The sequence below is a fragment of the Tissierella praeacuta genome, assembly GCF_040396155.1.
Taxonomy (GTDB): domain Bacteria; phylum Bacillota; class Clostridia; order Tissierellales; family Tissierellaceae; genus Tissierella; species Tissierella praeacuta_A.
Window position 1 is genome coordinate 22,149 of sequence record NZ_JBEBOY010000025.1, and the last position, 21,569, is coordinate 43,717.

Consider the following 21,569-nt stretch of genomic DNA (forward strand, 5'->3'; position numbering starts at 1 on the left):
ACTAATATTTAGCCTGGTGGCCACAACATTTTCCTTTTTCCTAATATATGAAAGTGAATATGTTCTACAGTCTGACCACCATCTATACCACAATTGTTTACTATTCTATATCCTGCATCTAATCCTTTATCCTTTGCTATTTTAGATGCTACGAAAAAAATATGTCCTATAAGTTCTTTATTACTATCATCTATATGGTCTGCTGATTGTATATGTTCTTTAGGAACTACTAAATAATGAACAGGTGCCTGAGGATTAATGTCTTCAAATGCTATTACTTTTTCATCTTCATATATTAAGGTGCTAGGTATTTCACCATTAATAATCTTACAAAATAAGCAATCCGTCAAATTCTCCACCTCCTTTATATACTATCTTATTATATTATATATTATATTAAAGTCATCTAGTATGCCAATAAAAAATCATCTTCTATATCTTTAATTTTCACATCTCCTATTTGACCAATCATATTAATATTCTTTTTAGATTTAACTCGAATATAATTAGTAGTATATCCTTCTATATTATCTTTCTCTTTCTTACATTCTTCCTCAAATAATACAGATAAGGTTGAGTTTATGAATCGCAAATTAAATTTTAACATCAAATCTTTTCCCAAGGCTATTAAGGTTTCTGATCTTTGATGTTTTATATTGCCATCTACTTGGTTTTCATATTTAGCCGCTGGAGTTCCCTTTCTTGGTGAGTACTTAAATACATGTATCCTTGAAAATCCAACTTCTTTTACAAAATCTAAGGTTTCTTTAAATTCATCTTCTGTTTCCCCTGGGAATCCTACTATTATATCTGTTGTAATCCCTGCATTTGGCATGTACTTTCTTATAATATTTACAATATTTTTATATTCGGCCGTTGTATATTTTCTATTCATTCTATTTAGAACCGTATCAGAACCTGATTGTAAAGACAGATGAAAATGATCACATACTTTACCTATTTTAAGTATGGATTCCATAAAATTTTCATCAACTAATGTTGGCTCTAAAGAACTAAGTCTAATTCTTTCTATTCCTTCTATTTTTCCAACTTCTTCTAAAACATTAATAAGAGGTGTTTTATCTATTATATCTTTCCCATAGGATGCTACATGAATTCCTGTTAAAACTACTTCTTTAAATCCAGCATCAGCCAATTTTTGGGTTTCTTTTACAATGTCATCTAGTTTTCTACTTCTAATAGGCCCTCTTGCATATGGAATTATACAGTACGAACAAAATTGATTACAACCGTCTTGTATTTTTATATATGCCCTTGTCTTAGATTTTATATCATCTATATTTATGGTCTCAAATTCTTTCTGAGTTTTTATATTTCTAACAATGTTTATCTTTTCATTTTCTTCTTTAGCTCTTTCACATAATTCTAAAATTCTATTTCTATCAGTAGTGCCAATTACAACATCTACTCCTTCTATTTCGGAAACCTCATAGGGAGATACTTGGGAATAACATCCTACAACTGCAATTATAGCATCCTTATTCATTTTCTTTGCTCTAGATATAATTTGTCTAGATTTTCTATCTGATAAGTTAGTAACTGTACAAGTATTTATTACATATATATCAGCTACTTCATCACTGTTGACAATGGTATAATTGTTTTTTTCAAATATCTCCTCCATAGCTTCTGTTTCATACTGGTTTACCTTGCAACCTAAGGTATAAAAAGCTACCTTATTCATTAAATCACTCCCAAATCTCCAAGTTCATAAAATATTATTGTAGATGCTACAATTCCTGCTGTTTCCGTTCTCAATATTCTTGGTCCTAATGTTACAATATTAGCCCCTATTGATTCTAATTTCTGTATTTCACGAGGTTCAAATCCACCTTCAGGTCCAATTATTAAATGTACATTCATACTTTTACTTATCTTCAATTTTTCTTTTATTGCATTTCCCTTTTCATCTTCATAAGGAACTATTATGTTTTTTTCATCCTTCAATAGATCTATCATCTCATCAAAAGAAATAATATTTCCTACTCTTGGAAGTATATCTCTTTTACTTTGCTTTGCAGCTTCATCGGCTATACTATTCCATCTTTCGACCTTGGATTGTTCTTTTTTAATCTCTTTTATTTTTACTACTGAACGATGAGTTGCTACAGGATAAAACTCCTTTACTCCTACTTCTGTACATTTTTGTATAATCAAATCCATTTTACTTCCTTTAGCAAGTCCTTGATAGAGAGTAATATTAATCTTGGACTCATTTTTACCTTCAGCACTATCTATTATTTTCGTAATAATCCTGTCCTTTAATAAGGATTCTATTCTGCAAGTATAAGTAATTCCACCTGATGCAATTTCAATTTTTTCACTTGGTTTAAGTCTTAATACATCTTTTATGTGTTTTACATCGTTCCCTAATATCTCTATTATATCATCAATTATTTGTTTCCCTTCAACAAAAAACCTATGCATATATTCCTCACCTAATTGTTAATGGCTGTAATGCAAGCCCAGCCATTTAATTTCTTGATATCAAGTATTTTAAATCCATTAGCCAACAAAGCTTCTTCTACTAATTCAATTTTCTCTACAATAATACCTGAAGTAATAAATATGCCACTATTGTTTAAATAAGCTTTTAAATCTTTTGTCATTCCTGCAATTATTTCTGCTATTATATTGGATACTATTATATCGGCCTTACCTTCAACTACATCTAGCAGATTACCTTCCTTAATCTCAATAACCTTCTTCACATGATTTAGTCTTATATTTTCATTTGATACTTTTACACACGCTTCATCAAGATCTACTCCTACTACTTTTTCAGCTCCTAGTTTTGCTGCAACTATACTAAGTATTCCACTTCCACAGCCAATGTCATATACTATATCTCCTGATTTTACGTATTTTTCTAAAGCTTCCGTACACATCATGGTAGTTTCATGAGTTCCTGTTCCAAAGGCCATGCCTGGATCTAATTCAATTAATATGTCGTTTTCTTCTAAATCATATTCCTCCCAGGAAGGTTTAATTAAAATTCTCTCTCCTATTTTAATTGGTTTATAATATTTTTTCCAATTTTCCGCCCAGTCATTATCGTCTACTATACCTATTTTAATCTCATTTTCACCAGTATTTAATATAGGATCATTCTTTATTCTATTTTTAATATCTTGAATTTTATTTTTTAAATCATCTGATTCTGAAAAATATGCTTTAATCAATACACCATCAAAATCTACATTTATTAAACTGGAATCAATAAAATCCCATCTTTCTTTCGACTTAGATAACTCTATTAAATCCCTCGGGTCTTCTATGGCAAGTCCTGTGGCACCTGCATCATATAATACATTTGCTACCAAATCTTCTAATTCTGCAGTAGTCTTTATTTGAACCTCCGTCCAATTCATAAATACACATCCTTTTTTTAAATCTAAAATAATTATACCCTAAGAGTCATTAAAAAACTACCATAACTTTAAAACAATCACTCTTAGAGTGATTGTTAATTAAAGGCATCCTTTACTTTATCAAAGAAACCTTTTTTATGTTCCCTAATATTTTCTCCTTTTTCATTTGCAAAATTTCTTAGTAGTTCTTTCTGTTTATCAGTTAGATTAGTTGGAACCTGTACCACTACATTAAAAAATAAATCTCCTCTGCCATGCCCTCTAACATTTGGTACCCCCATGTTTTTGAGTCTAAACTCTGTTCCAGTTTGAGTTCCTGCTTCAATAGTATATTTAGTTATACCTTCCAAAGTTGGAATCTCTATTTCTGCTCCTAATGCTGCTTCTGTAAAAGAAATAGGTATTGATAGATATATATCATTTCCTGAACGTTTAAATATTGAGTCTTCAATAACATTTATATAAATATATAAATCCCCATTAGGTCCCCCTCTATCTCCTGCTTCACCTTCTCCTCTCATGGAGATAATAGAGCCGGTGTCTACTCCTGCCGGAATCTTTACTTTCATCTTTTTCATCTTAACTTCTTTACCTGTACCACCACAGGTATTACATTTTTCTTTGATTACCTCCCCAGTTCCGTTACATACATCACAGGTTGATGTTCTTACAAATTGACCAAAAGGAGTTTGTTGTGCATATCTTACTTCCCCTCTACCTTTACATGTTGCGCAGGTTTCTTTTTCTGTTCCCTTTTTAGCTCCTGTTCCGCCACAAGATTTACAATTTTCAGTTCTTCTAATTTGTATTTCCTTTTCTGCTCCAAAAACTGCTTCTTTAAATTCTAGATTTAAATTGTATCTCAAGTCCGAGCCTCTTACTGGACCAGGTTTTCTAGAACCTTGACTAAATCCTCCTCCAAATATATCAAATATATCCTCAAAGATATCACCGAAACCTCCAAATCCACCGCCATATCCTCCAGCTTGCGGGTCTACTCCTGCATGTCCGAACCTGTCATATCTAGACCTTTTCTCTGGATCTGATAATATCTCATAAGCCGCATTAGCTTCTTTAAACTTTGCCTCTGCTTCTTTGTTATCTGGATTTAAATCGGGATGATATTTTTTTGCTAAGGATCTATATGCCTTTTTTATTTCATCTTCTGATGCATTTTTTTCTATACCTAGGATTTCATAATAATCCCTCATTATTTCACCAACCTTTAACTTTGCTTATACAATTATATCAAATAATTAAGCTAAATCAAATGATTTAGCTTAATATATATTTTATATTTAATCTTCATCTACAACTTCGTAATCTGCATCTACTACATCATCATTTGCTTTGGAAGTATCTTCACCCGGATTTCCTCCAGCATTCTCATACATCTTTTGAGATATTGAGTAGAAAGCTTCAGTTAATTCCTCTGTTTTCTTCTTAATTTCATCATAGTTATCGCCTTCTAATGACTTCTTAAGTTCTTCTAACTTAGCCTCAACCTTTGATTTTTCATCTGCTGAAATCTTTCCTTCTAGCTCATTTAGAGTTTTTTCAGTTTGGTAAACTAAGTTATCTCCATTATTTCTTATTTCAATTCCGTCTTTTTTCTTCTTATCTTCTTCTTCAAATCTTTCTGCTTCTTTTACTTTTCTTTCTATTTCTTCATCTGAAAGTTTAGTTGATGCACTAATAGTTATTCTTTGCTCTTTTCCTGTTCCTAAATCTTTAGCACTTACATTTACTATACCATTAGCATCTATATCGAAAGTTACCTCTATTTGAGGAATTCCTCTTTGTGCTGGTGGTATTCCAGTTAATTGAAACCTACCTAAAGTAGTATTATCACTTGCCATTTGACGTTCACCTTGTAATACATGAATATCTACTGATGTTTGATTGTCTGCTGCAGTTGAAAACACTTGACTCTTCTTAGTTGGTATAGTAGTATTTCTTTCAATCAATCTAGTAGTTACTCCTCCTAAAGTTTCAATACCAAGAGATAGAGGTGTAACATCCAATAATAATATATCTTTAACTTCTCCTGCAAGTACACCACCTTGAATAGCTGCACCTACTGCAACACATTCATCTGGGTTAATGTCTTTTTGCGGATCTCTTCCTATTAACTTTTTAACAGCATCTTGTACAGCTGGAATTCTTGTTGAACCTCCAACTAAAAGAACCTTTTCTATGTCAGAAGCTTGTAATCCTGAATCTTTTAATGCTTCTTTAACTGGTTCTAATGTTTTATCTACTAAAGATGAAGTTAATTCATTGAATTTAGCTCTTGTTATATCCATATTTAAATGTAATGGTCCTGATTGAGTTGCAGTAATAAATGGTAGATTTATATTTGTTGACATAGTTGAAGATAATTCTTTCTTTGCTTTTTCTGCAGCTTCTTTTAATCTTTGTAAACTCATCTTATCTTGTTTTAAATCAATTCCATTTTCTTTCTTAAATTGTTCTGCTATATAGTTTACTAAAGTTTCATCAAAATCATCTCCACCTAAATGGTTATTTCCACGAGTAGCTAATACTTCAAATACTCCATCTCCAAGTTCCAATATAGATACGTCAAAAGTACCTCCGCCAAGGTCAAATACCATTATTTTATGTTGACCTTGTTCTTTATCCATTCCATATGCCAATGCAGCAGCTGTTGGCTCATTAATAATTCTTTTTACTTCTAATCCAGCGATTTTTCCTGCATCCTTTGTTGCTTGTCTTTGGCTATCTGTAAAATATGCTGGTACTGTGATTACAGCCTCAGTAACAGTTTCACCTAGATAACTTTCTACATCCATTTTAATTTTTTGTAAAATCATAGCAGATATTTCTTCTGGTGAATAGTTTTTTCCATCTATATTTACTTTATGGTCGGAACCCATTTTTCTCTTAATTGATGCTATAGTTCTATCTGGATTTGTAATAGCTTGTCTTTTTGCTGTTTCTCCAACAAGTCTTTCTCCATCCTTTGTAAATGCCACTATAGATGGCGTTGTTCTATTTCCCTCTAAATTAGGTATTATATTAGATTCTCCACCTTCCATAACAGCAACACATGAATTTGTAGTACCTAAGTCAATTCCAATTATTTTTCCCATAAAATTTCCTCCTTAAATAATGTTATTTTGCAACTTTAACCATAGAAGGTCTAATAACTCTATCTTTTAGTAAATATCCATTTTGTAGGACTTCTGTTACCTTTCCTTCCTCATATTCATCAGATTCTTCCATAAATACTGCATGATGAAAATTAGGATTAAATTCTTCCCCTAAAGCTTTAATTTCTTCAATATTATTTTCATTAAGAACCTTCATCAATTGTTGATATATCATTTCTATACCTTTATAGAAATTATTTTCCTTATCATCTTCTGATTCCATAGCCCTTTGGAAATTATCTATTACAGGTAATAAACTGCTTACAAAAGATTCTAAAGCATAAGAAATAGTGCTTTCCTTCTCCTTTTCAGCCCTTTTCCTAAAGTTAACGAAATCAGCTTGGAGTCTCAATAGTTTATTATTCAACTCCTCAATTTCCTTATCCTTTGATTCTAAACTATCTTCCAATACTTCCTGAGAATTGTCCTCAATATTTTCCTCTTTGATATCTTCTTCCATTAAATCTTTGTTCTCTTTATTTCCTTCATTATTGTTACTCATTACATCACCTCTTAAATGTTATGATTACTTTGAGATATGTTTACTCATTAACATATTTATAATTTCTGTAATATTTACAGAAAACAAATGCAAAACATTCATTAGTTCTAAATAATCCATTCTTGTAGGACCAATTATTCCAATCTTACCTATGGTTCTCTCTCCTAGCTTATAGGTCGTTGTAATCAAACTACAATCCTTTATAGCATCGTATATATTTTCATTTCCTATAGTTATATCCATATCATGAGATAAAGAGTCACTTAATAAAATATCTACTACTAAATCCTTATCTTCTATAAATGAGATAAAAGATTTAGCCTTTTCCAAATCTTTATATTCAGGGAAATTCAATATTTTAGTTATTCCATCAGCATATAAATCAACATTATCTATATCCTCCATAGATTGACTTATAATAGGTATAATTCCATCTATGATAGTTTTATAATCATAAATCTCCCTTATAATTCCATCGGAAATCTCCTCACCTATTTCATCTATTGATAACCCCTTTAATTTATCATTTAAAAAGTTAGATATTATTATAATTTGGTCTTCTGGTATTTCCATATTTAATCTAAAAATGGAGTTCTTAACTATTCCAGTATTAGTGACTAAAACCATTAGCATTTGCTTAGCATCAATTGGTATCAATTGAATATATTTTATTTTAGAACCCTTTAACTGCGGAGATATAGCTAGTGCTGTATAGCTAGTTATTGATGATAAAACCTTTGCGGAGTTTTGTAACAATTGTTCTATTTCCCTAGACTCCTTAGCTAATATCTTTTTTATTTCATCTTTTTTTATTAAATCTATTTTAGGTTTTTGTTTTTTTAAAATCTCATTTACATACAATCTATATGCTTTATCTGATGGAACTCTTCCCGCAGATGAATGTGGCTTATTTAAATATCCTAATTCTTCCAAATCAGACATCTCATTTCTTATTGTAGCAGAACTTACACCTAAATCATATTGTTTAGTTATTGTTCTAGAACCTATAGGCTCTGCACTATTCACATAAGAATTAATAATCGCATAGAGAACTCTGAGTTTTCTGTCATCTAGCATATTCAATCACCTCAGTATTCTTTACATACTAGATAGTTTTATTAGCACTCTATAGCACTGAGTGCTAATGCTTACGATTTAAAGTTACCACTACTTATAAATTTTGTCAATACCTTTATTGAAAATATTTCATTATTTTAAGAAATCGACTTCAACTAAATTAGATAAATCAAGGCCTTTTTTCGTTAAACTAATATAATTATTATTATTTAATATTAAACCATTATTTACATGCTTATTTATTATATCCCCATATATATTTTCTATTTCAATTCCAAATCTACTTTTAAACTCTTTTTTATCTATACCATTTATCTTCCTTATTCCAAGAATACAAAATTCTACTATTTCAGTATCTCTATCTATTATTTCTTCATCTTCTATAGGTAATTTATTCATATTTATATTTTCAATATAGATATTTATATTGGATGTATTAAAGAATCTTTTCTGATCTATATTTGAATGACTGCTTAGTCCTACTCCAAGATATGGTTTTACATCCCAATATATTAAATTATGCTTACATTCGTATGTAGGTAATGCATAATTAGAGATTTCATAATGTTTATATCCATGACTAGTTAAATATTCAGTAGCTTCATGATACATTAATCTTTCTGTATCTTCATCTGGTAAAGATATTTTTCCCTCATCATATAATCTATGAAATTTTGTACCCTCTTCCAATATAAGTCCATAGTATGATATATGTTCTAATCCTAATTCAATTATGGTTTTTAATGAATTTATTACATGATTTATATTTTGATTAGGAAGTCCAAATATTAAATCTACATTTATGTTTTTTATATTTCCTTCTCTTAAAATTTCATAACTTTTATAAAAATCTCTAGTACTATGTATTCTGCCTATGGATTTTAATAAACTATCATCTAATGTTTGTACTCCCATACTTACCCTATTTATTCCTGATTCCTTATATATCTTTACTTTTTCTTTATTTATAGTACCAGGATTTGCTTCCATAGTTACTTCTACTAATCCAGTAGTATTAAAGTTTTTATATATAAATTCTAATATTTTATAAATATGCTTTGAATCTATACATGAAGGAGTTCCTCCACCTATAAATATAGTTTTAATATTATAATCCTTTATTTTTTCTTTATATAAGTTTAATTCCATTATTAAACTATCTATATAATCATCAATTTTATGATTTATATTAGTAAAAGACGAAAAATCGCAATAATAGCATTTGCTTATACAAAAAGGTATATGGATATACAGAGATAAATCTAACATTATATTCCTCCCAATAAAATAGGAACGACACAGAAATCGTTCCCTACAGTTTCATATAAGGTGACACAGATGTCAACCAAATAAATTATTTTTCATCATATTTTAATACTGTTAAGAAAGCTTCCTGCGGAACCTCTACTGAACCAATTTGTCGCATTCGTTTTTTACCTTCTTTCTGCTTCTCCAACAATTTTTTCTTTCTTGAAATATCTCCACCATAACATTTAGCAAGTACATCTTTTCTAAGTGCTCTTATGGTTTCTCTAGCTATTATCTTAGTGCCAATAGCAGCTTGTATAGGTACTGCAAATTGATGTCTTGGTATTACATCTGTAAGTCTCTCTGCAATAATTCTTCCTCTTTCATATGCTTTTTCTTCATGTACTATTAAAGAAAAGGCATCTACTAATTCTCCATTAATGAGTATATCCATCTTAACAAGCTCTGATTGTCTATATCCCTTTAAATCATAATCTAAAGATGCATATCCTCTAGTCTTTGATTTAAGAGCATCAAAGAAATCATAAATAACTTCATTTAAAGGCAATTCATAGTGTAATACAACTCTTTTTTCCTCTAAGTATTCCATATTTAAGAAAGTACCTCTTTTATTTTGACAAAGTTCCATTATAGTACCAACATAATCTGTAGGTGTCATAATATTTGCACTTACAATAGGTTCTTCCATATATAATATTTCCGTAGTAGGAGGAAGGTTAGATGGGTTCTGTATATTAAGGACTTCTCCAGTAGTTTTAGTTACTTTATATATAACTGAAGGTGCAGTAGTTATTATATTTAAATCAAATTCTCTTTCTAATCTTTCTTGGATAATTTCCATGTGTAAAAGTCCTAAAAATCCGCATCTAAATCCAAAACCTAATGCTGCAGAAGATTCTGGTTCAAAATCTAGGGCGGCATCATTTACTTGCAATTTTTCCAAAGCTTCTCTTACTGTATTAAAATCCTCCCCTTCTGCTGGATAAATACCACAATAAACCATAGGAATAACCTTCTTATATCCTGGCAAAGCCTCTTCAGTTGGGTTATCATCATCAGTTATAGTATCCCCTACTCTTGCATCTTTTACATTTTTAATACTAGCAGTTACAAATCCTACATCTCCTGATTCTAATTTATCTAATGTTATATGTTTTGAAGTATTTACACCAACTTCTACTACCTCATAAGTCTTTCCTGTAGATATCATTTTTATATTCATACCAGGTTTTATTGTACCTTCATACACTCTTATATAACAAACAACACCTTTATAGCTATCATAATAAGAATCAAATATCAATGCCTTTAGAGGTGCTTTCGGATCTCCCTTAGGTGCAGGTACATTTTTCACTATACTTTCTAGTACATCTTCTATATTTACCCCTTCTTTTGCTGATATAAGGGGTGCTTCTTCACAATCTATTCCAATAATATCTTCCACTTCTTTTTTTACTTCATCTGGTCTTGCACTTGGTAAATCTATTTTATTTATTACAGGCAATATTTCTAAATCCTGATCTAATGCTAAATATACATTAGCTAAGGTTTGTGCCTCTATTCCTTGAGTAGCATCTATTACTAATATTGCTCCTTCACATGCAGCTAGGGACCTTGAGACTTCATAATTAAAGTCCACATGTCCAGGAGTATCTATGAGATTTAATATATATTCTTCTCCATCTTTAGCATTGTAAATCAGTCTTACTGCCTTTAATTTTATAGTTATACCTCTTTCTCTTTCCAAGTCCATATTATCTAGAACTTGATTTTGCATTTCTCTTGAAGTTAACATTCCTGTTTTCTCTATTAATCTATCTGCCAAAGTAGATTTTCCATGGTCAATATGAGCAATAATTGAAAAATTTCTAATATTTTCTTGTCTAATTCTTTGCATACTTTTCCTCCTTATGAAGTTTCAAGATAACTCTAGACAATTATAGCAGAAAATTGCTATTATGTAAAACTAAAAGACCAGAAACTGGTCTTTTAATAATTTCTTTAAATAGGAGAAATCAATTATATAGGATTCCCCAAAAAAGTCTAATGTTCTTGTGTTTATATTGATTCTAAAAATATTTGGATTATCTAAACAATCTAATGCTATAATATTTTGGTTTACAATCTCTATCCCTAATATCAAAAGTAAAAATAATACTAAAACATAAAATTTCTTTATTCTTTTTTTACGATTTTCTCTTCGTAGCCTTCTATTTCTCTCTAATCTAGTTTCCATATTATCACCCAGATTAGATTATCCAATTTTTGTATATTTTATACTAAATATTAATCAATTTTTCCAAACCTATTATCTATTGGGAAATATCTAAATCCTGTAATACCTTTAATAGATTTAACAGTTATACATCCGAAATAACGACTATCCTTAGAAGCTCCCTCTGCTCTATTATCTCCTAAAACAAAGACCTGTCCTTCTGGAACTTCCCAAGTGTCCTCATCATATACCTGGGTATATGAATCATTAATTAAATATTCCTCATTTAACATAGAACCATTAACATATACCTTTCCATCCTTAATCTCTACTATATCCCCTTCTATACCTATAACTCTTTTTATATAGTCCTTATCTGGAGCATCTGGAGCTTTAAGAACTATTACATCACCTCTTGATGGTCGGCCAAAATATAATGAAACTTTATTTGCAAAAAGTCTATCTTTCTCATGCAAAGTAGGATACATAGAATTCCCTATTACATAAGTAGTATTAAACACAAAAGTTTTAATTAAAATTGCAATAATTATAGCTGTTGCAATACTCTTAATCCATTCCATAGCTTCATTCTTTACATTTTTATTATTATTTTCTTCCATAAGTACTACCTCCCAATACTATCTAAAGTAATTTACATTATATCAGATTTATAAGAATTGTAAAAGACTATTCTTCTAATATACTGCTTATAGCTAAACTCAAAACTTCACCTACTAATTTTGCCCCTTCATTTGCTTCTTCTAAGGTATTAAAATTATATCCTACTTCTACTAGAGCCGAATAATCAGATAAATATTGATTATATTTTCCTCTAGGCTTTATCAATATTCCTCTGCATAATCCAGGATATAAAGTATCAGATACAGCTTTAACATATTTAGCAAAACCAAGAACTTGTTCTTTATTAGCAGAGTCAGGTCCTACTACTAATGAAAAAGTAGCCGCTGATTTTCCTCCTACTTCTATTTTAGATTTTACTTTTATATTATCTATATTTGAATTATCTTCCAAAATAGCATCTCTATGTATGTCCAATAATACTTTCAAGTTATTAGATTCATTTATCTTACTCTTTATAGTGTTAAGACTTCTAGAATAAGATTGATTATATGATGGTAAATCATGAATAGTTTCAACATGATCTACCTTGTGTCCATTAGCTTCCAAAACAGTGGTCATTATATCGCCTATATTTATCATATTATTCTTTTTATCCGGAGTACGATAATTATTAGACTTTGCAAGCAAGTAGGATTCTGTTGCATGAGTATGATATATTAAAATATATGGTTTCCCCCTATCTACTTTAAATTTTTTTACTGTTAAAGGTTCAGGAATATTATCTATTGTATTCACTCCATCAGAATCCTTAACTATTATCAATGATTCGTATTCATCTAAATTTTCTATAATTATATCTTTTTCAGAATTATGTTCTTCGTCCTCTGGAATAGCACCCCCAACTTCAATGGCATCTTTATTATCATCTGATATCTTATTTACAGGAAATAAAGAGTTTATAGCCTTTTTTATTTCTGCATTTATATTTAAAACATTTTTGATTTTTCCAAATGAAATATTTGCTAATTTAAACTCTTTTCTCTCTAAATTAAAATTCCCTTTTGATGAATACAATCCAATAGCTATTGCCCCAATATTTAAAGTTATTAGACATACTAATGCTAAAATAATATAATCAGACTTTCTAGATTTTCTCATGTTGAACACTCCCTAATATACTTTCAATACAGAAATTATATTCTTCTAGGGAGACAAATATACTAAAATTTATTTATCTGATATATCTATTAACATCTTTTAAATCTATACCTGGATGTAATGCTATGTTTAAACCATTGGCTACTATTATAGATAAATCATCAATTAACACATCGATATCAGTAGGTGTCACTACAACATTTCTCATATAAGGATTTAATACTTCTTGGATCAAAGAATACTTTTCTTCTGATGACATTTTAGATAGTAAATCGTAAAATTCTGACCCTACCTTAGACTCAGACTTTAATGACTCTATTATCAAATCCAAAGTATCATTTACAATAGTAGCTGCATCAACAACAGTTGGGATACCTATTGCAATCACTGGAACTCCAAGGGTGCTTTCATTAAATTCCATTCTATTATTTCCAACACCTGAACCTGGATTTATACCTGTATCTGATATCTGTATTGTAGTAGAGACCCTATCCATCTTTCTCGATGCCAAAGCATCTACAGCTATTACCAAATCTGGCTTTACCTTTTCTACTACCCCTTTTATTATTTCTCCTGTTTCTATACCTGTTATTCCCATGACACCAGGAGATAAGGCTGCTACATTGGCAACAGTTTCATCTATTTCCTTATTATAACTAACAAAAAATTGTCTAGTGACTAAAACCCTTTCTACAACCTTTGGTCCTAATGCATCTGGGGTAATATTCCAATTTCCTAAACCTACAATTAAAATCTTGCTATATTCATTGGTTTTACCGAGCCCCTTTATTTCCTTAGCCACTACTTGAGAAATTTCATCTTTTAAATCTTCATCAGATTTATTTAACTTAGGTACATCAATAGTTATATAATTACCTATGGGTCTGTGTAAATTTTCACTCCCTTCTTTATTTAAAACTCTTATTCTTGTAATTCCATAGGATTCATTTTCTTCTTTTTCTATATCAATGCCTCTAGACTCTTTATTGCTGCTTTTTCTATATATTTCCCTATTTTCTACAGCTAAATCAGTACGAATTTGATACAATTAAATTCTCCTCTCTTATATCCTACTAAAATTTTCTTTTACCTTATAATTTTATCCAGATATAATCTTAAATATCCTTGCATTTTATAGTTCTTCGTGATAAAATGTTTTTTGTTAGATTAGAGGAGGTGAAACTATTGGCAAATATTAAATCTGCTAAAAAAAGAATTCTTATTACAGAAAAAAGAACGGCTATAAATAAAGCTAGAAAATCTGAAATTAAAACATATATTAAGAAATTTGATAAAGCTATTGATGAGGGAAACTTCGATGAAGCGAAAATATTGCTTAAAGCTATTGATAAGAAATTAAAGAAAGCTGCTCATAAGGATGTTATTCACATGAATAATGCGTCTAGAAAAGTTAGCCGCTTAACGAAGAAATTAAATAATGCAATGTAATCAAAGTAGATAAAACTTCGGGAGGCCGAAGTTTTTTTATGTTAAATAAGCAAATTTTATAATCAGCATTTCAAGAGCTAGTTTTTCATCATAAGAACTGGTCTTTTGTTTTACATCCATTTCTAAAATATAATCTAAGATTTCATTTAGTTGTTTTTCACTAAATTTATGGGATTCCTTAGATATTTTCTTAAATTCATAGGGTTTTATTTGTAATTTTTCTTGAACATCTCCTTCAGAATATCCTTTTTCTCTATATAGTTTATATCCTAACATTAATCTTAATTGCCTGATTATCATAACAAGTATTCTTTGGACTGGCTCATTAGATATATACATTTCATTAAATATTCTTAAAGCTGAATCACTATCTTTCTTATTTATACTGGAAAGTAAATTAAATATATTAGTATCCAATGTCTTAGTTAAAATCATATCTATATCCTCTTTCATGATTTCATTATTCGATACATAATTAATTATTTTCAACAATTCATTTTCTAAATCATAAAGCGTCTTGACACTATTATAATCACTATATCCTGATGCTTGAATAAAATAATTCAAATCTGCATTTGATATTTTTTTATTATATTTTTTTAGTTTATTTTCCAGCCATATATTTAAATCTCTACCCTTTAACTTCCCAAATTCTACTACTCCATTTAATTTATTAATAGTTTTATATAATTTGCTCGTCTTTTTAAGCTTATTTGACCTATCCATCATAATCAAACAAAGATAATTATCTAATCCTTCCACATATGAACTAAGCTTTACTTCTAAATTATTTCCTTCATTTTCTATAATTTCACTTATATCCTTTACAATAACTATTTTTTTAGATGCCATAAAAGGAAGTGTTTCACATGCATTTAAGATGTTGTCAAATTTCATTTCCTTCCCATCTATTGTTATATAATTTAATGCTTCTAAGGATTCATCTATATATTTTTCCTTCAAAGCCTCTATTGCCTCGTTCATAAGATATTCTTCAGCTCCAGTAAAGAAATATACTGGTAATAGATTATCTTTTTTTATAAAGTTTATAAATTCACTATAATTCATTAATTGCCAACCCCTCTTCCAAATGTAAGTAAACCTTTGCTAAAATATAAGCTATTAAATAATAGATTATATATAAAATAATACTAAATAAATTTTCATTTAAGAAATACATCAATTCCACATCATCGTGTATAAAAGTTTTGATATCCATAACTTCTTTATCTAATTTTACTGTAATCATTCCCATAGTATCTGTTCTATATAGTTGAGTACCTAGTTCATTATACCTATCTAAAACTTCACCTCGAGGATGTCCATAAAAATTATTTCTTCCTACAGAAATAATACCTATTGATGGTCTTATTTTGTTTAACAATTCCTCAGTAGAAGAAGTATTACTCCCATGATGAGGCACTTTTATTATATCTACATTTTCTCTAATTTTCTCTGATAATATTAGTTCTACTTCCTTTTCCATATCTCCTGTAAAAAGTATCTTCTTATCATAATAGGAGAGCAAAAGTACTAAGGATAAATTATTAGCATCTGATGATCTCGTTTTTAAATCTTCACTGGGACTTAAAACTTCTACAGATGTATTCTTATCTAACCATATTAAGTCCTTTTCTTTTAATATAGTTAAGGGTATGTCTTTTTCTTTTATCTTATTATATATTGGATTTTTATTGTCTTCATAGGATACTAAAACATTTTTTATATCCATATTATCTATTAGAGTAGATAATGCTTTACAATGGTCATCATCAAAATGAGTTATAAAAACTCCCTTAAGCTTATTTATGCCATTTTTCTGCAGATAAGGAAGTGTAATGCTCTTGCCTACATCAAATGAGTCTAATATACTTCCTCCTGTATCTATTAAATAATTTCCGTTTTTAGTATTAATTAGGATTGCATCTCCTTGACCCACATCTATAAATTGTATTTCAATAGATTTATCAGTAAAGAATACTATGGAATTAAATAATACTAAAATAACCAAATAATATATAATTGCTTTTTTTATACTAAAACTAATTCTATCTATTTTTATAACTTTAAATACTATAAGTAGCAAAATATAATATAATAAAATTTCATAAATATTAGGTGAATGATATTTTACTGTACCAAAAGGCAGTTTATACAAAGTATCTGCGAACTTAAATTGTATTGATAAAATCAAGTCTAATACATTGCCTAATAATGGAATCAATATTGGTATTACATAAAACAAGCATAACATAATACCCCCAATAATCAAAGACACAGATAGCATAGGAACTATTATTAAATTAGAGAATATGCTAATTATGGATATCTTATTAAAATAATAGACTTGTACTGGTAATAACCCTATTTGAACACCTAATACCCCTGCTAATGTAGAAGTTAATTTATTATTGTATGGATATAAAATCTTTTGTATCTTAGGAGTAAAATAAATGATTGAAAATGTTGCCATAAATGAAAGTTGAAATCCAAGACTAAAAATCCACATTGGATTTATAATTAATAATATAAACATTGCGAAAAATAAAGCATTTATAGAATCATAAGGTTTCCTTAGAGATTCTCCATAAAAAACTATACTAAACATTATATTAGCTCTAAGTAAAGATGGTGGAAATCCTATAAGATACCCATAAAACCAAATAATACTAAGTGTTATAATTATATTTAATCTTCTTTTTATGCCTAAATTAGATAATATATAGTTTAAAAATCCAGCTATTATTCCTATATGTAATCCTGATACAGCTAATATATGTGCTAGTCCTAAGCTTCTATATTTTTCCACATATTCCTCTTCTAAATAGGAATATTCTCCAAGTATTATACTCTTCATCATAGAGCTGTTTTCTTTACTTAAATTATTATCAAATAATTTTTCTATATTTTTTATAAAACTGGATTTTATTCTATATTTAATAGGTCTATCTGTTTCTTTAATTTCTATTATAGAATAATCCTTTATAGTCATTACTGTATATATTCTATTTGATAGTAAATTTAATCTATAATTAAAAAGCATTGGATTTGTATTATTCTGCGGAATCTTTAATCTCCCTAAAAAACTTATTTCATCACCTAATTCAATATCCTTATTTCCTATGATTTTTAATACTAGTTTTTCTTTTATTTTAGTAGATATTGAGTCATCTACTATTTCATTGATTTTAACAATATATCTCCCTTGCTCTTCCTCTTTCCATATTATATCTTCAACAATACCCTTAAGCATAATATTTTCATCTACTTTGATCATAAGGGTACTACTATTCAAATTATAAATTCCAAGAATCATTCCCAATAAGCTAAGAATAAAAAATAATATTATGTTGTTGGACTGTTCCATTATAAGATTTAAAATATAAATTCCTATGGTCAATACAATTAAAATAAAGACCATAGATTTATTAATCTCTAAATAATAGGAGATGATTATTCCTAAAGCTAATGGAATTGTTATAAACACAAAGGGCCTGTCCATAAAATCCTCCAACCTATTTCTTTCTATGTATTCTATTTAAACTCCAAATAATAAGTATTATTCCCAACAAAACCATTAAGCTACCGTCTGGCAAGTATATCACCCCATTTCATTTTATATTATTATAACATAGCAAACTAATATTTTATTAGTGTTTTTGCTTTTTTATGATAATATATAATATATAATTATTGAAGGGAATGATAGCTAAATGACTCATAGACTTTATTTAGATAATCCTTACTTACGAGAAATAGATTCAAGGATAGTTGATAAAATATATAAAGATGGAAAGTATTATATAAAACTTAATAGAACTATTTTTTATCCTCATTTATCTGGTGGTCAGCCTGGAGACAAAGGTACTATAAACGGTGTTCAGGTACTAGAAGTATACGAAGAAGATGGTGACATAATACATGTAACCAAAGAAAATATTTATAGTGATAAAGTAATCTTAAATATAGATTGGGAGAATAGATTTGACAATATGCAGCAGCATACTGGACAACATCTTCTATCAGCTGCCTTTTATAAATTATATAATGGTGAAACAATCGGATTTCATATAGGTAAAGATTTCGTATATATTGATATTACCTTACCAGATTTATCAGAGGACGATGCCGAAAAAATCGAAATATACGCAAATAGAATAATATCTTCAAATTTTGAAATTAAATCTTATTATATTGAAAAAAATGATATAAACAAAATCCCTGTGCGAAAAAAACCTACTGTAAATTCTAATATCCGTATTGTAGAAATTGATAATATAGACTTTTCTCCTTGTGCAGGTACTCATTTAAGAAATACTGGAGAAATAGGCATGATAAAAATAAGAAAATGGGAAAAGTATAAAGGCAATATTAGAATTGAATTTGTTTGCGGCAATAGAGCCCTATTCGATTATAGATGGAAAAGTAAAATGATTAAGGATATAGCCATATTATTGTCTTCAAAAGATACTGATGTATTGGAAAAAGTAAAAATTTTATATAATCAAAAAGAAGATTTAGAAAAAAATAATAGAACCTTACAAGAAGAACTTATTAGATATAAAAGTGAAGATTTATTAAGAAATTCTATTAAAATAGATGATTTATTGTTTATCACTAAGATATTTGATGACAAGAATCTAAAAGAAATTAATAAAATATCAATTTTTCTAAATAATATAAGTAACTCTATTCAAATATTTGGAGCTAAATATGAGAATAAGGGACAATTTTTAATCAGTGTATCTAAAGACCTAAATATAAATCTAAAAGATGTACTTCAGGAAATCTCTGAAGAATTTGAAATAAAAGGAGGAGGCAGTTCTCAAACTGTTCAAGGCAGATGTTCTCTTGATGATTTAGACAAGCTACTAAATGCCTTCTTTGAAAACGTAAAAAACAAAGCAAAAGATTAGAGGAAAACCTCTAACCTTTTGCTTTATCTATAGCTTAAAATTTCATTAAATATTTCTTCTTTAACTCTATTAACCCCTGAAAAGTCAACAGATGGTCTATAAGACCTTTCTAAAATAAAATGGTTCTCTTTTGCTCCATCTAAGCTTTTAACGCCTTTATCTACTAAAGAATTAAACATATTATAATCCTCTTTATTTAAATCACTATGATCAAAATATCTATTTAAATCTAATTTTGCTTTCGCAAAGTTTTCTCCATTTTTATTTGATGTTATTATCGTATCTAATTCTTTAATAAAAATAGACTCAAGTTTTTCTGGCACCAAAGAGTTATGATATAATTCTAATTGATAGTTTCTTAGTCTTGATTCTTCTAATATTCTATTTAATAATGTGGATTTTCCTGTTCCTATATCACCATTTATATAATATACATCTTTTACATATTCTAATATGGTATCTGTATAGTCTACAAATCCATATGGCGTATAGGCCGTAGAAAATAAATGTCTTTCTTTAAATCCATTAGATATTATTTCAGTTTCTTTCTTAGAAAAAATTTCTTCTATAATTTTTTTACTCTCATTGTTTATTTTTCTAATATCTAATTTTAATCTATTATCTTCTTCTATATCCTGAAGTATTATTTTGGCAGCTTTAAAATAACTAAAGGCCTTTCTATATGCCCGTTTATTATTTACTTTAGCTTTAACTATCTCCGATTTACTGGATTCTAATGCATGAGGATCTATGAATTGTGCTAAGTCTACAATCTTATCTGTTAATCCTGGATAAATAGGATCAATTGTATGAGGAGCTGTACCGTCTACAATACCTATATTTAATTCTTTTATAACTACTCCATCTATGGAATTAGGATCTGATGGACAATGATGATATTCTATACTATAGCCTTTATTAAAAGCCTTCTCTCCTATTTCCTTCATTAAAGAAGACTTTCCTCCTCCCGGCATACCTTTCAATATATATAATGCATTTCTATTTAAACCTATTATATTATCATGAAGAGCGTAGAATCCATTGGCTGTATTGCCTCCCGGAAACATTCTTCGTATTTTTGCCATATAAAAACCTCCTAAAAAATCATATATAATAATTTATTCTCTTGTACTTATTATGTGCATAGGGATAAAAATAAACTTATTATGAGGAATTTTTTGATGGAATCAATTCATTCTTTTCTAATCAATATCTCATAGAGCTTATTTTTATATAATATTTGTATGTAATTCTTTGGGTAAAGTTTAATATAGTCTAACATATATTCAATGATTGTCAATATGTAATATATACAACTTAGGATATCATAATAATGAAGGCTATTACTCCACATAATTAAGCACTATTCTTCTTATACTATTATGCAATTAGGGATATTTTATTAAACCTCTATCTCATAAACTTATCTATTCTTCCATTTTATAGAACATGATTCAATTCAAGAAAATCCATATTTAATGCTTGGATTTTAGGAGTTAACATTCTATAAAATGTATATAAAACATTATCTACTTTTAATTCTCCACCATTATGAAACTTTATACCTTTTTTTAGATGAAATGTATATTTTAGACCATCTTTAATTATATCCATTCTTTCTGCCAATCTACGCACAATCTCTGGCTTACTTTCTCTAATTGTTTCTGCATCTACAAGACAATCAAATATATTTATGTATTATCATCAATCTATTTATTCAGCTTCTTTATTATTCTATGAATATATGAACTAGATTAATATATATAAATAAAAAGGAATATGTGGACTTGTGTCAATAGCTTAGACACAAAAAGTTTAACTTTCTATGCCGCCACA

General features: G+C 28.7%; 20 protein-coding genes. 2 read left to right on the forward strand and 18 right to left on the reverse strand.

The window, feature by feature from the left end; translation table 11 throughout:
- Nucleotides 1–8 precede the first annotated feature (8 nt).
- From ABWP20_RS12180 to gpr, 14 genes are all read right to left on the reverse strand, one after another.
- The gene (locus ABWP20_RS12180) at nucleotides 9–350 is read right to left on the reverse strand and encodes a histidine triad nucleotide-binding protein (RefSeq protein WP_353096085.1); all 342 of its coding nucleotides are present in this window, start codon (nucleotides 348–350) and stop codon (nucleotides 9–11) included.
- 56 nt (nucleotides 351–406) lie between these two features.
- Nucleotides 407–1,705: a tRNA (N(6)-L-threonylcarbamoyladenosine(37)-C(2))-methylthiotransferase MtaB gene (gene mtaB, locus ABWP20_RS12185; protein ID WP_353096086.1), complete on the reverse strand. Its 1,299-nt coding sequence runs from the start codon at nucleotides 1,703–1,705 to the stop codon at nucleotides 407–409.
- Nucleotides 1,705–2,448 carry an RsmE family RNA methyltransferase gene (locus ABWP20_RS12190; protein ID WP_353096087.1) on the reverse strand — a complete coding sequence of 248 codons (744 nt, stop codon included), beginning with the start codon at nucleotides 2,446–2,448 and terminating at the stop codon, nucleotides 1,705–1,707. The genes mtaB and ABWP20_RS12190 overlap by 1 nt, the downstream gene beginning before the upstream one ends.
- Before the next feature lie 11 nt (nucleotides 2,449–2,459).
- The gene (gene prmA, locus ABWP20_RS12195) at nucleotides 2,460–3,392 is read right to left on the reverse strand and encodes a 50S ribosomal protein L11 methyltransferase (RefSeq protein WP_353096088.1); all 933 of its coding nucleotides are present in this window, start codon (nucleotides 3,390–3,392) and stop codon (nucleotides 2,460–2,462) included.
- A gap of 95 nt (nucleotides 3,393–3,487) precedes the next feature.
- Entirely contained in the window at nucleotides 3,488–4,603 is a 1,116-nt protein-coding gene (gene dnaJ / locus ABWP20_RS12200; RefSeq protein ID WP_353096089.1) for a molecular chaperone DnaJ, read from the reverse strand.
- An 87-nt stretch (nucleotides 4,604–4,690) separates the two neighbouring features.
- Nucleotides 4,691–6,505, reverse strand: a complete 1,815-nt coding sequence (gene dnaK / locus ABWP20_RS12205; RefSeq protein ID WP_353096090.1) for a molecular chaperone DnaK — start codon at nucleotides 6,503–6,505, stop codon at nucleotides 4,691–4,693.
- A gap of 22 nt (nucleotides 6,506–6,527) precedes the next feature.
- Complete coding sequence (gene grpE / locus ABWP20_RS12210) at nucleotides 6,528–7,067, reverse strand: nucleotide exchange factor GrpE (RefSeq protein ID WP_353096091.1); 540 nt, start codon at nucleotides 7,065–7,067, stop codon at nucleotides 6,528–6,530.
- Between the two features lie 24 nt (nucleotides 7,068–7,091).
- Nucleotides 7,092–8,144, reverse strand: coding sequence for a heat-inducible transcriptional repressor HrcA (hrcA, locus tag ABWP20_RS12215; protein ID WP_353096092.1), 1,053 nt, complete (start codon nucleotides 8,142–8,144; stop codon nucleotides 7,092–7,094).
- A 132-nt stretch (nucleotides 8,145–8,276) separates the two neighbouring features.
- Nucleotides 8,277–9,413 carry a radical SAM family heme chaperone HemW gene (gene hemW / locus ABWP20_RS12220; protein ID WP_353096093.1) on the reverse strand — a complete coding sequence of 379 codons (1,137 nt, stop codon included), beginning with the start codon at nucleotides 9,411–9,413 and terminating at the stop codon, nucleotides 8,277–8,279.
- A gap of 85 nt (nucleotides 9,414–9,498) precedes the next feature.
- Nucleotides 9,499–11,310, reverse strand: coding sequence for a translation elongation factor 4 (gene lepA, locus ABWP20_RS12225; protein WP_353096094.1), 1,812 nt, complete (start codon nucleotides 11,308–11,310; stop codon nucleotides 9,499–9,501).
- 69 nt (nucleotides 11,311–11,379) lie between these two features.
- Nucleotides 11,380–11,649 carry a hypothetical protein gene (locus ABWP20_RS12230; RefSeq protein ID WP_353096095.1) on the reverse strand — a complete coding sequence of 90 codons (270 nt, stop codon included), beginning with the start codon at nucleotides 11,647–11,649 and terminating at the stop codon, nucleotides 11,380–11,382.
- Nucleotides 11,650–11,699: 50 nt separating this feature from the next.
- Nucleotides 11,700–12,248 (reverse strand): signal peptidase I, encoded by a 549-nt coding sequence (gene lepB, locus ABWP20_RS12235; RefSeq protein ID WP_353096096.1) that lies wholly within the window; start codon nucleotides 12,246–12,248, stop codon nucleotides 11,700–11,702.
- 67 nt (nucleotides 12,249–12,315) lie between these two features.
- Entirely contained in the window at nucleotides 12,316–13,368 is a 1,053-nt protein-coding gene (gene spoIIP, locus ABWP20_RS12240; protein WP_353096097.1) for a stage II sporulation protein P, read from the reverse strand.
- A 73-nt stretch (nucleotides 13,369–13,441) separates the two neighbouring features.
- Nucleotides 13,442–14,416, reverse strand: coding sequence for a GPR endopeptidase (gene gpr, locus ABWP20_RS12245; RefSeq protein WP_353096098.1), 975 nt, complete (start codon nucleotides 14,414–14,416; stop codon nucleotides 13,442–13,444).
- Nucleotides 14,417–14,553: 137 nt separating this feature from the next.
- Here gpr and rpsT point away from each other — a divergent pair, with 137 nt between their 5' ends.
- Nucleotides 14,554–14,817, forward strand: coding sequence for a 30S ribosomal protein S20 (rpsT, locus tag ABWP20_RS12250; RefSeq protein ID WP_353096099.1), 264 nt, complete (start codon nucleotides 14,554–14,556; stop codon nucleotides 14,815–14,817).
- A gap of 36 nt (nucleotides 14,818–14,853) precedes the next feature.
- Here the strand turns inward: rpsT and holA are convergent, their stop codons facing one another.
- Both holA and ABWP20_RS12260 read right to left on the reverse strand, forming a co-directional pair.
- Complete coding sequence (gene holA / locus ABWP20_RS12255) at nucleotides 14,854–15,885, reverse strand: DNA polymerase III subunit delta (protein WP_353096100.1); 1,032 nt, start codon at nucleotides 15,883–15,885, stop codon at nucleotides 14,854–14,856.
- Nucleotides 15,875–18,319, reverse strand: coding sequence for a DNA internalization-related competence protein ComEC/Rec2 (locus ABWP20_RS12260; protein ID WP_353096101.1), 2,445 nt, complete (start codon nucleotides 18,317–18,319; stop codon nucleotides 15,875–15,877). The genes holA and ABWP20_RS12260 overlap by 11 nt, the downstream gene beginning before the upstream one ends.
- Nucleotides 18,320–18,530: 211 nt before the next feature.
- Between ABWP20_RS12260 and ABWP20_RS12265 the strand changes: the two genes are divergently transcribed.
- Nucleotides 18,531–19,733, forward strand: coding sequence for an alanyl-tRNA editing protein (locus tag ABWP20_RS12265; RefSeq protein ID WP_353096102.1), 1,203 nt, complete (start codon nucleotides 18,531–18,533; stop codon nucleotides 19,731–19,733).
- A gap of 23 nt (nucleotides 19,734–19,756) precedes the next feature.
- Here the strand turns inward: ABWP20_RS12265 and ABWP20_RS12270 are convergent, their stop codons facing one another.
- Together ABWP20_RS12270 and ABWP20_RS12275 are read right to left on the reverse strand one after the other, a co-directional pair.
- A complete protein-coding gene (locus ABWP20_RS12270; protein ID WP_353096103.1) occupies nucleotides 19,757–20,818 on the reverse strand; it encodes an ATP-binding protein in 1,062 nt (353 codons plus the stop codon).
- Between the two features lie 355 nt (nucleotides 20,819–21,173).
- Entirely contained in the window at nucleotides 21,174–21,368 is a 195-nt protein-coding gene (locus ABWP20_RS12275; protein ID WP_353096104.1) for an ABC transporter substrate-binding protein, read from the reverse strand.
- Between the last annotated feature and the right edge of the window lie 201 nt (nucleotides 21,369–21,569).

What these genes read in the sequence shown, in the direction of transcription:
- mtaB (WP_353096086.1), bottom strand. Translation starts at nt 1,705, where the DNA reads ATGAATAAGGTAGCTTTTTATACCTTAGGTTGCAAGGTAAACCAGTAT.
- ABWP20_RS12190 (WP_353096087.1), bottom strand. Translation starts at nt 2,448, where the DNA reads ATGCATAGGTTTTTTGTTGAAGGGAAACAAATAATTGATGATATAATA.
- prmA (WP_353096088.1), bottom strand. Translation starts at nt 3,392, where the DNA reads ATGAATTGGACGGAGGTTCAAATAAAGACTACTGCAGAATTAGAAGAT.
- dnaJ (WP_353096089.1), bottom strand. Translation starts at nt 4,603, where the DNA reads ATGAGGGATTATTATGAAATCCTAGGTATAGAAAAAAATGCATCAGAA.
- dnaK (WP_353096090.1), bottom strand. Translation starts at nt 6,505, where the DNA reads ATGGGAAAAATAATTGGAATTGACTTAGGTACTACAAATTCATGTGTT.
- grpE (WP_353096091.1), bottom strand. Translation starts at nt 7,067, where the DNA reads ATGAGTAACAATAATGAAGGAAATAAAGAGAACAAAGATTTAATGGAA.
- hrcA (WP_353096092.1), bottom strand. Translation starts at nt 8,144, where the DNA reads ATGCTAGATGACAGAAAACTCAGAGTTCTCTATGCGATTATTAATTCT.
- hemW (WP_353096093.1), bottom strand. Translation starts at nt 9,413, where the DNA reads ATGTTAGATTTATCTCTGTATATCCATATACCTTTTTGTATAAGCAAA.
- lepA (WP_353096094.1), bottom strand. Translation starts at nt 11,310, where the DNA reads ATGCAAAGAATTAGACAAGAAAATATTAGAAATTTTTCAATTATTGCT.
- ABWP20_RS12230 (WP_353096095.1), bottom strand. Translation starts at nt 11,649, where the DNA reads ATGGAAACTAGATTAGAGAGAAATAGAAGGCTACGAAGAGAAAATCGT.
- lepB (WP_353096096.1), bottom strand. Translation starts at nt 12,248, where the DNA reads ATGGAAGAAAATAATAATAAAAATGTAAAGAATGAAGCTATGGAATGG.
- spoIIP (WP_353096097.1), bottom strand. Translation starts at nt 13,368, where the DNA reads ATGAGAAAATCTAGAAAGTCTGATTATATTATTTTAGCATTAGTATGT.
- holA (WP_353096100.1), bottom strand. Translation starts at nt 15,885, where the DNA reads ATGAATTATAGTGAATTTATAAACTTTATAAAAAAAGATAATCTATTA.
- ABWP20_RS12260 (WP_353096101.1), bottom strand. Translation starts at nt 18,319, where the DNA reads ATGGACAGGCCCTTTGTGTTTATAACAATTCCATTAGCTTTAGGAATA.
- ABWP20_RS12265 (WP_353096102.1), top strand. Translation starts at nt 18,531, where the DNA reads ATGACTCATAGACTTTATTTAGATAATCCTTACTTACGAGAAATAGAT.
- ABWP20_RS12270 (WP_353096103.1), bottom strand. Translation starts at nt 20,818, where the DNA reads ATGGCAAAAATACGAAGAATGTTTCCGGGAGGCAATACAGCCAATGGA.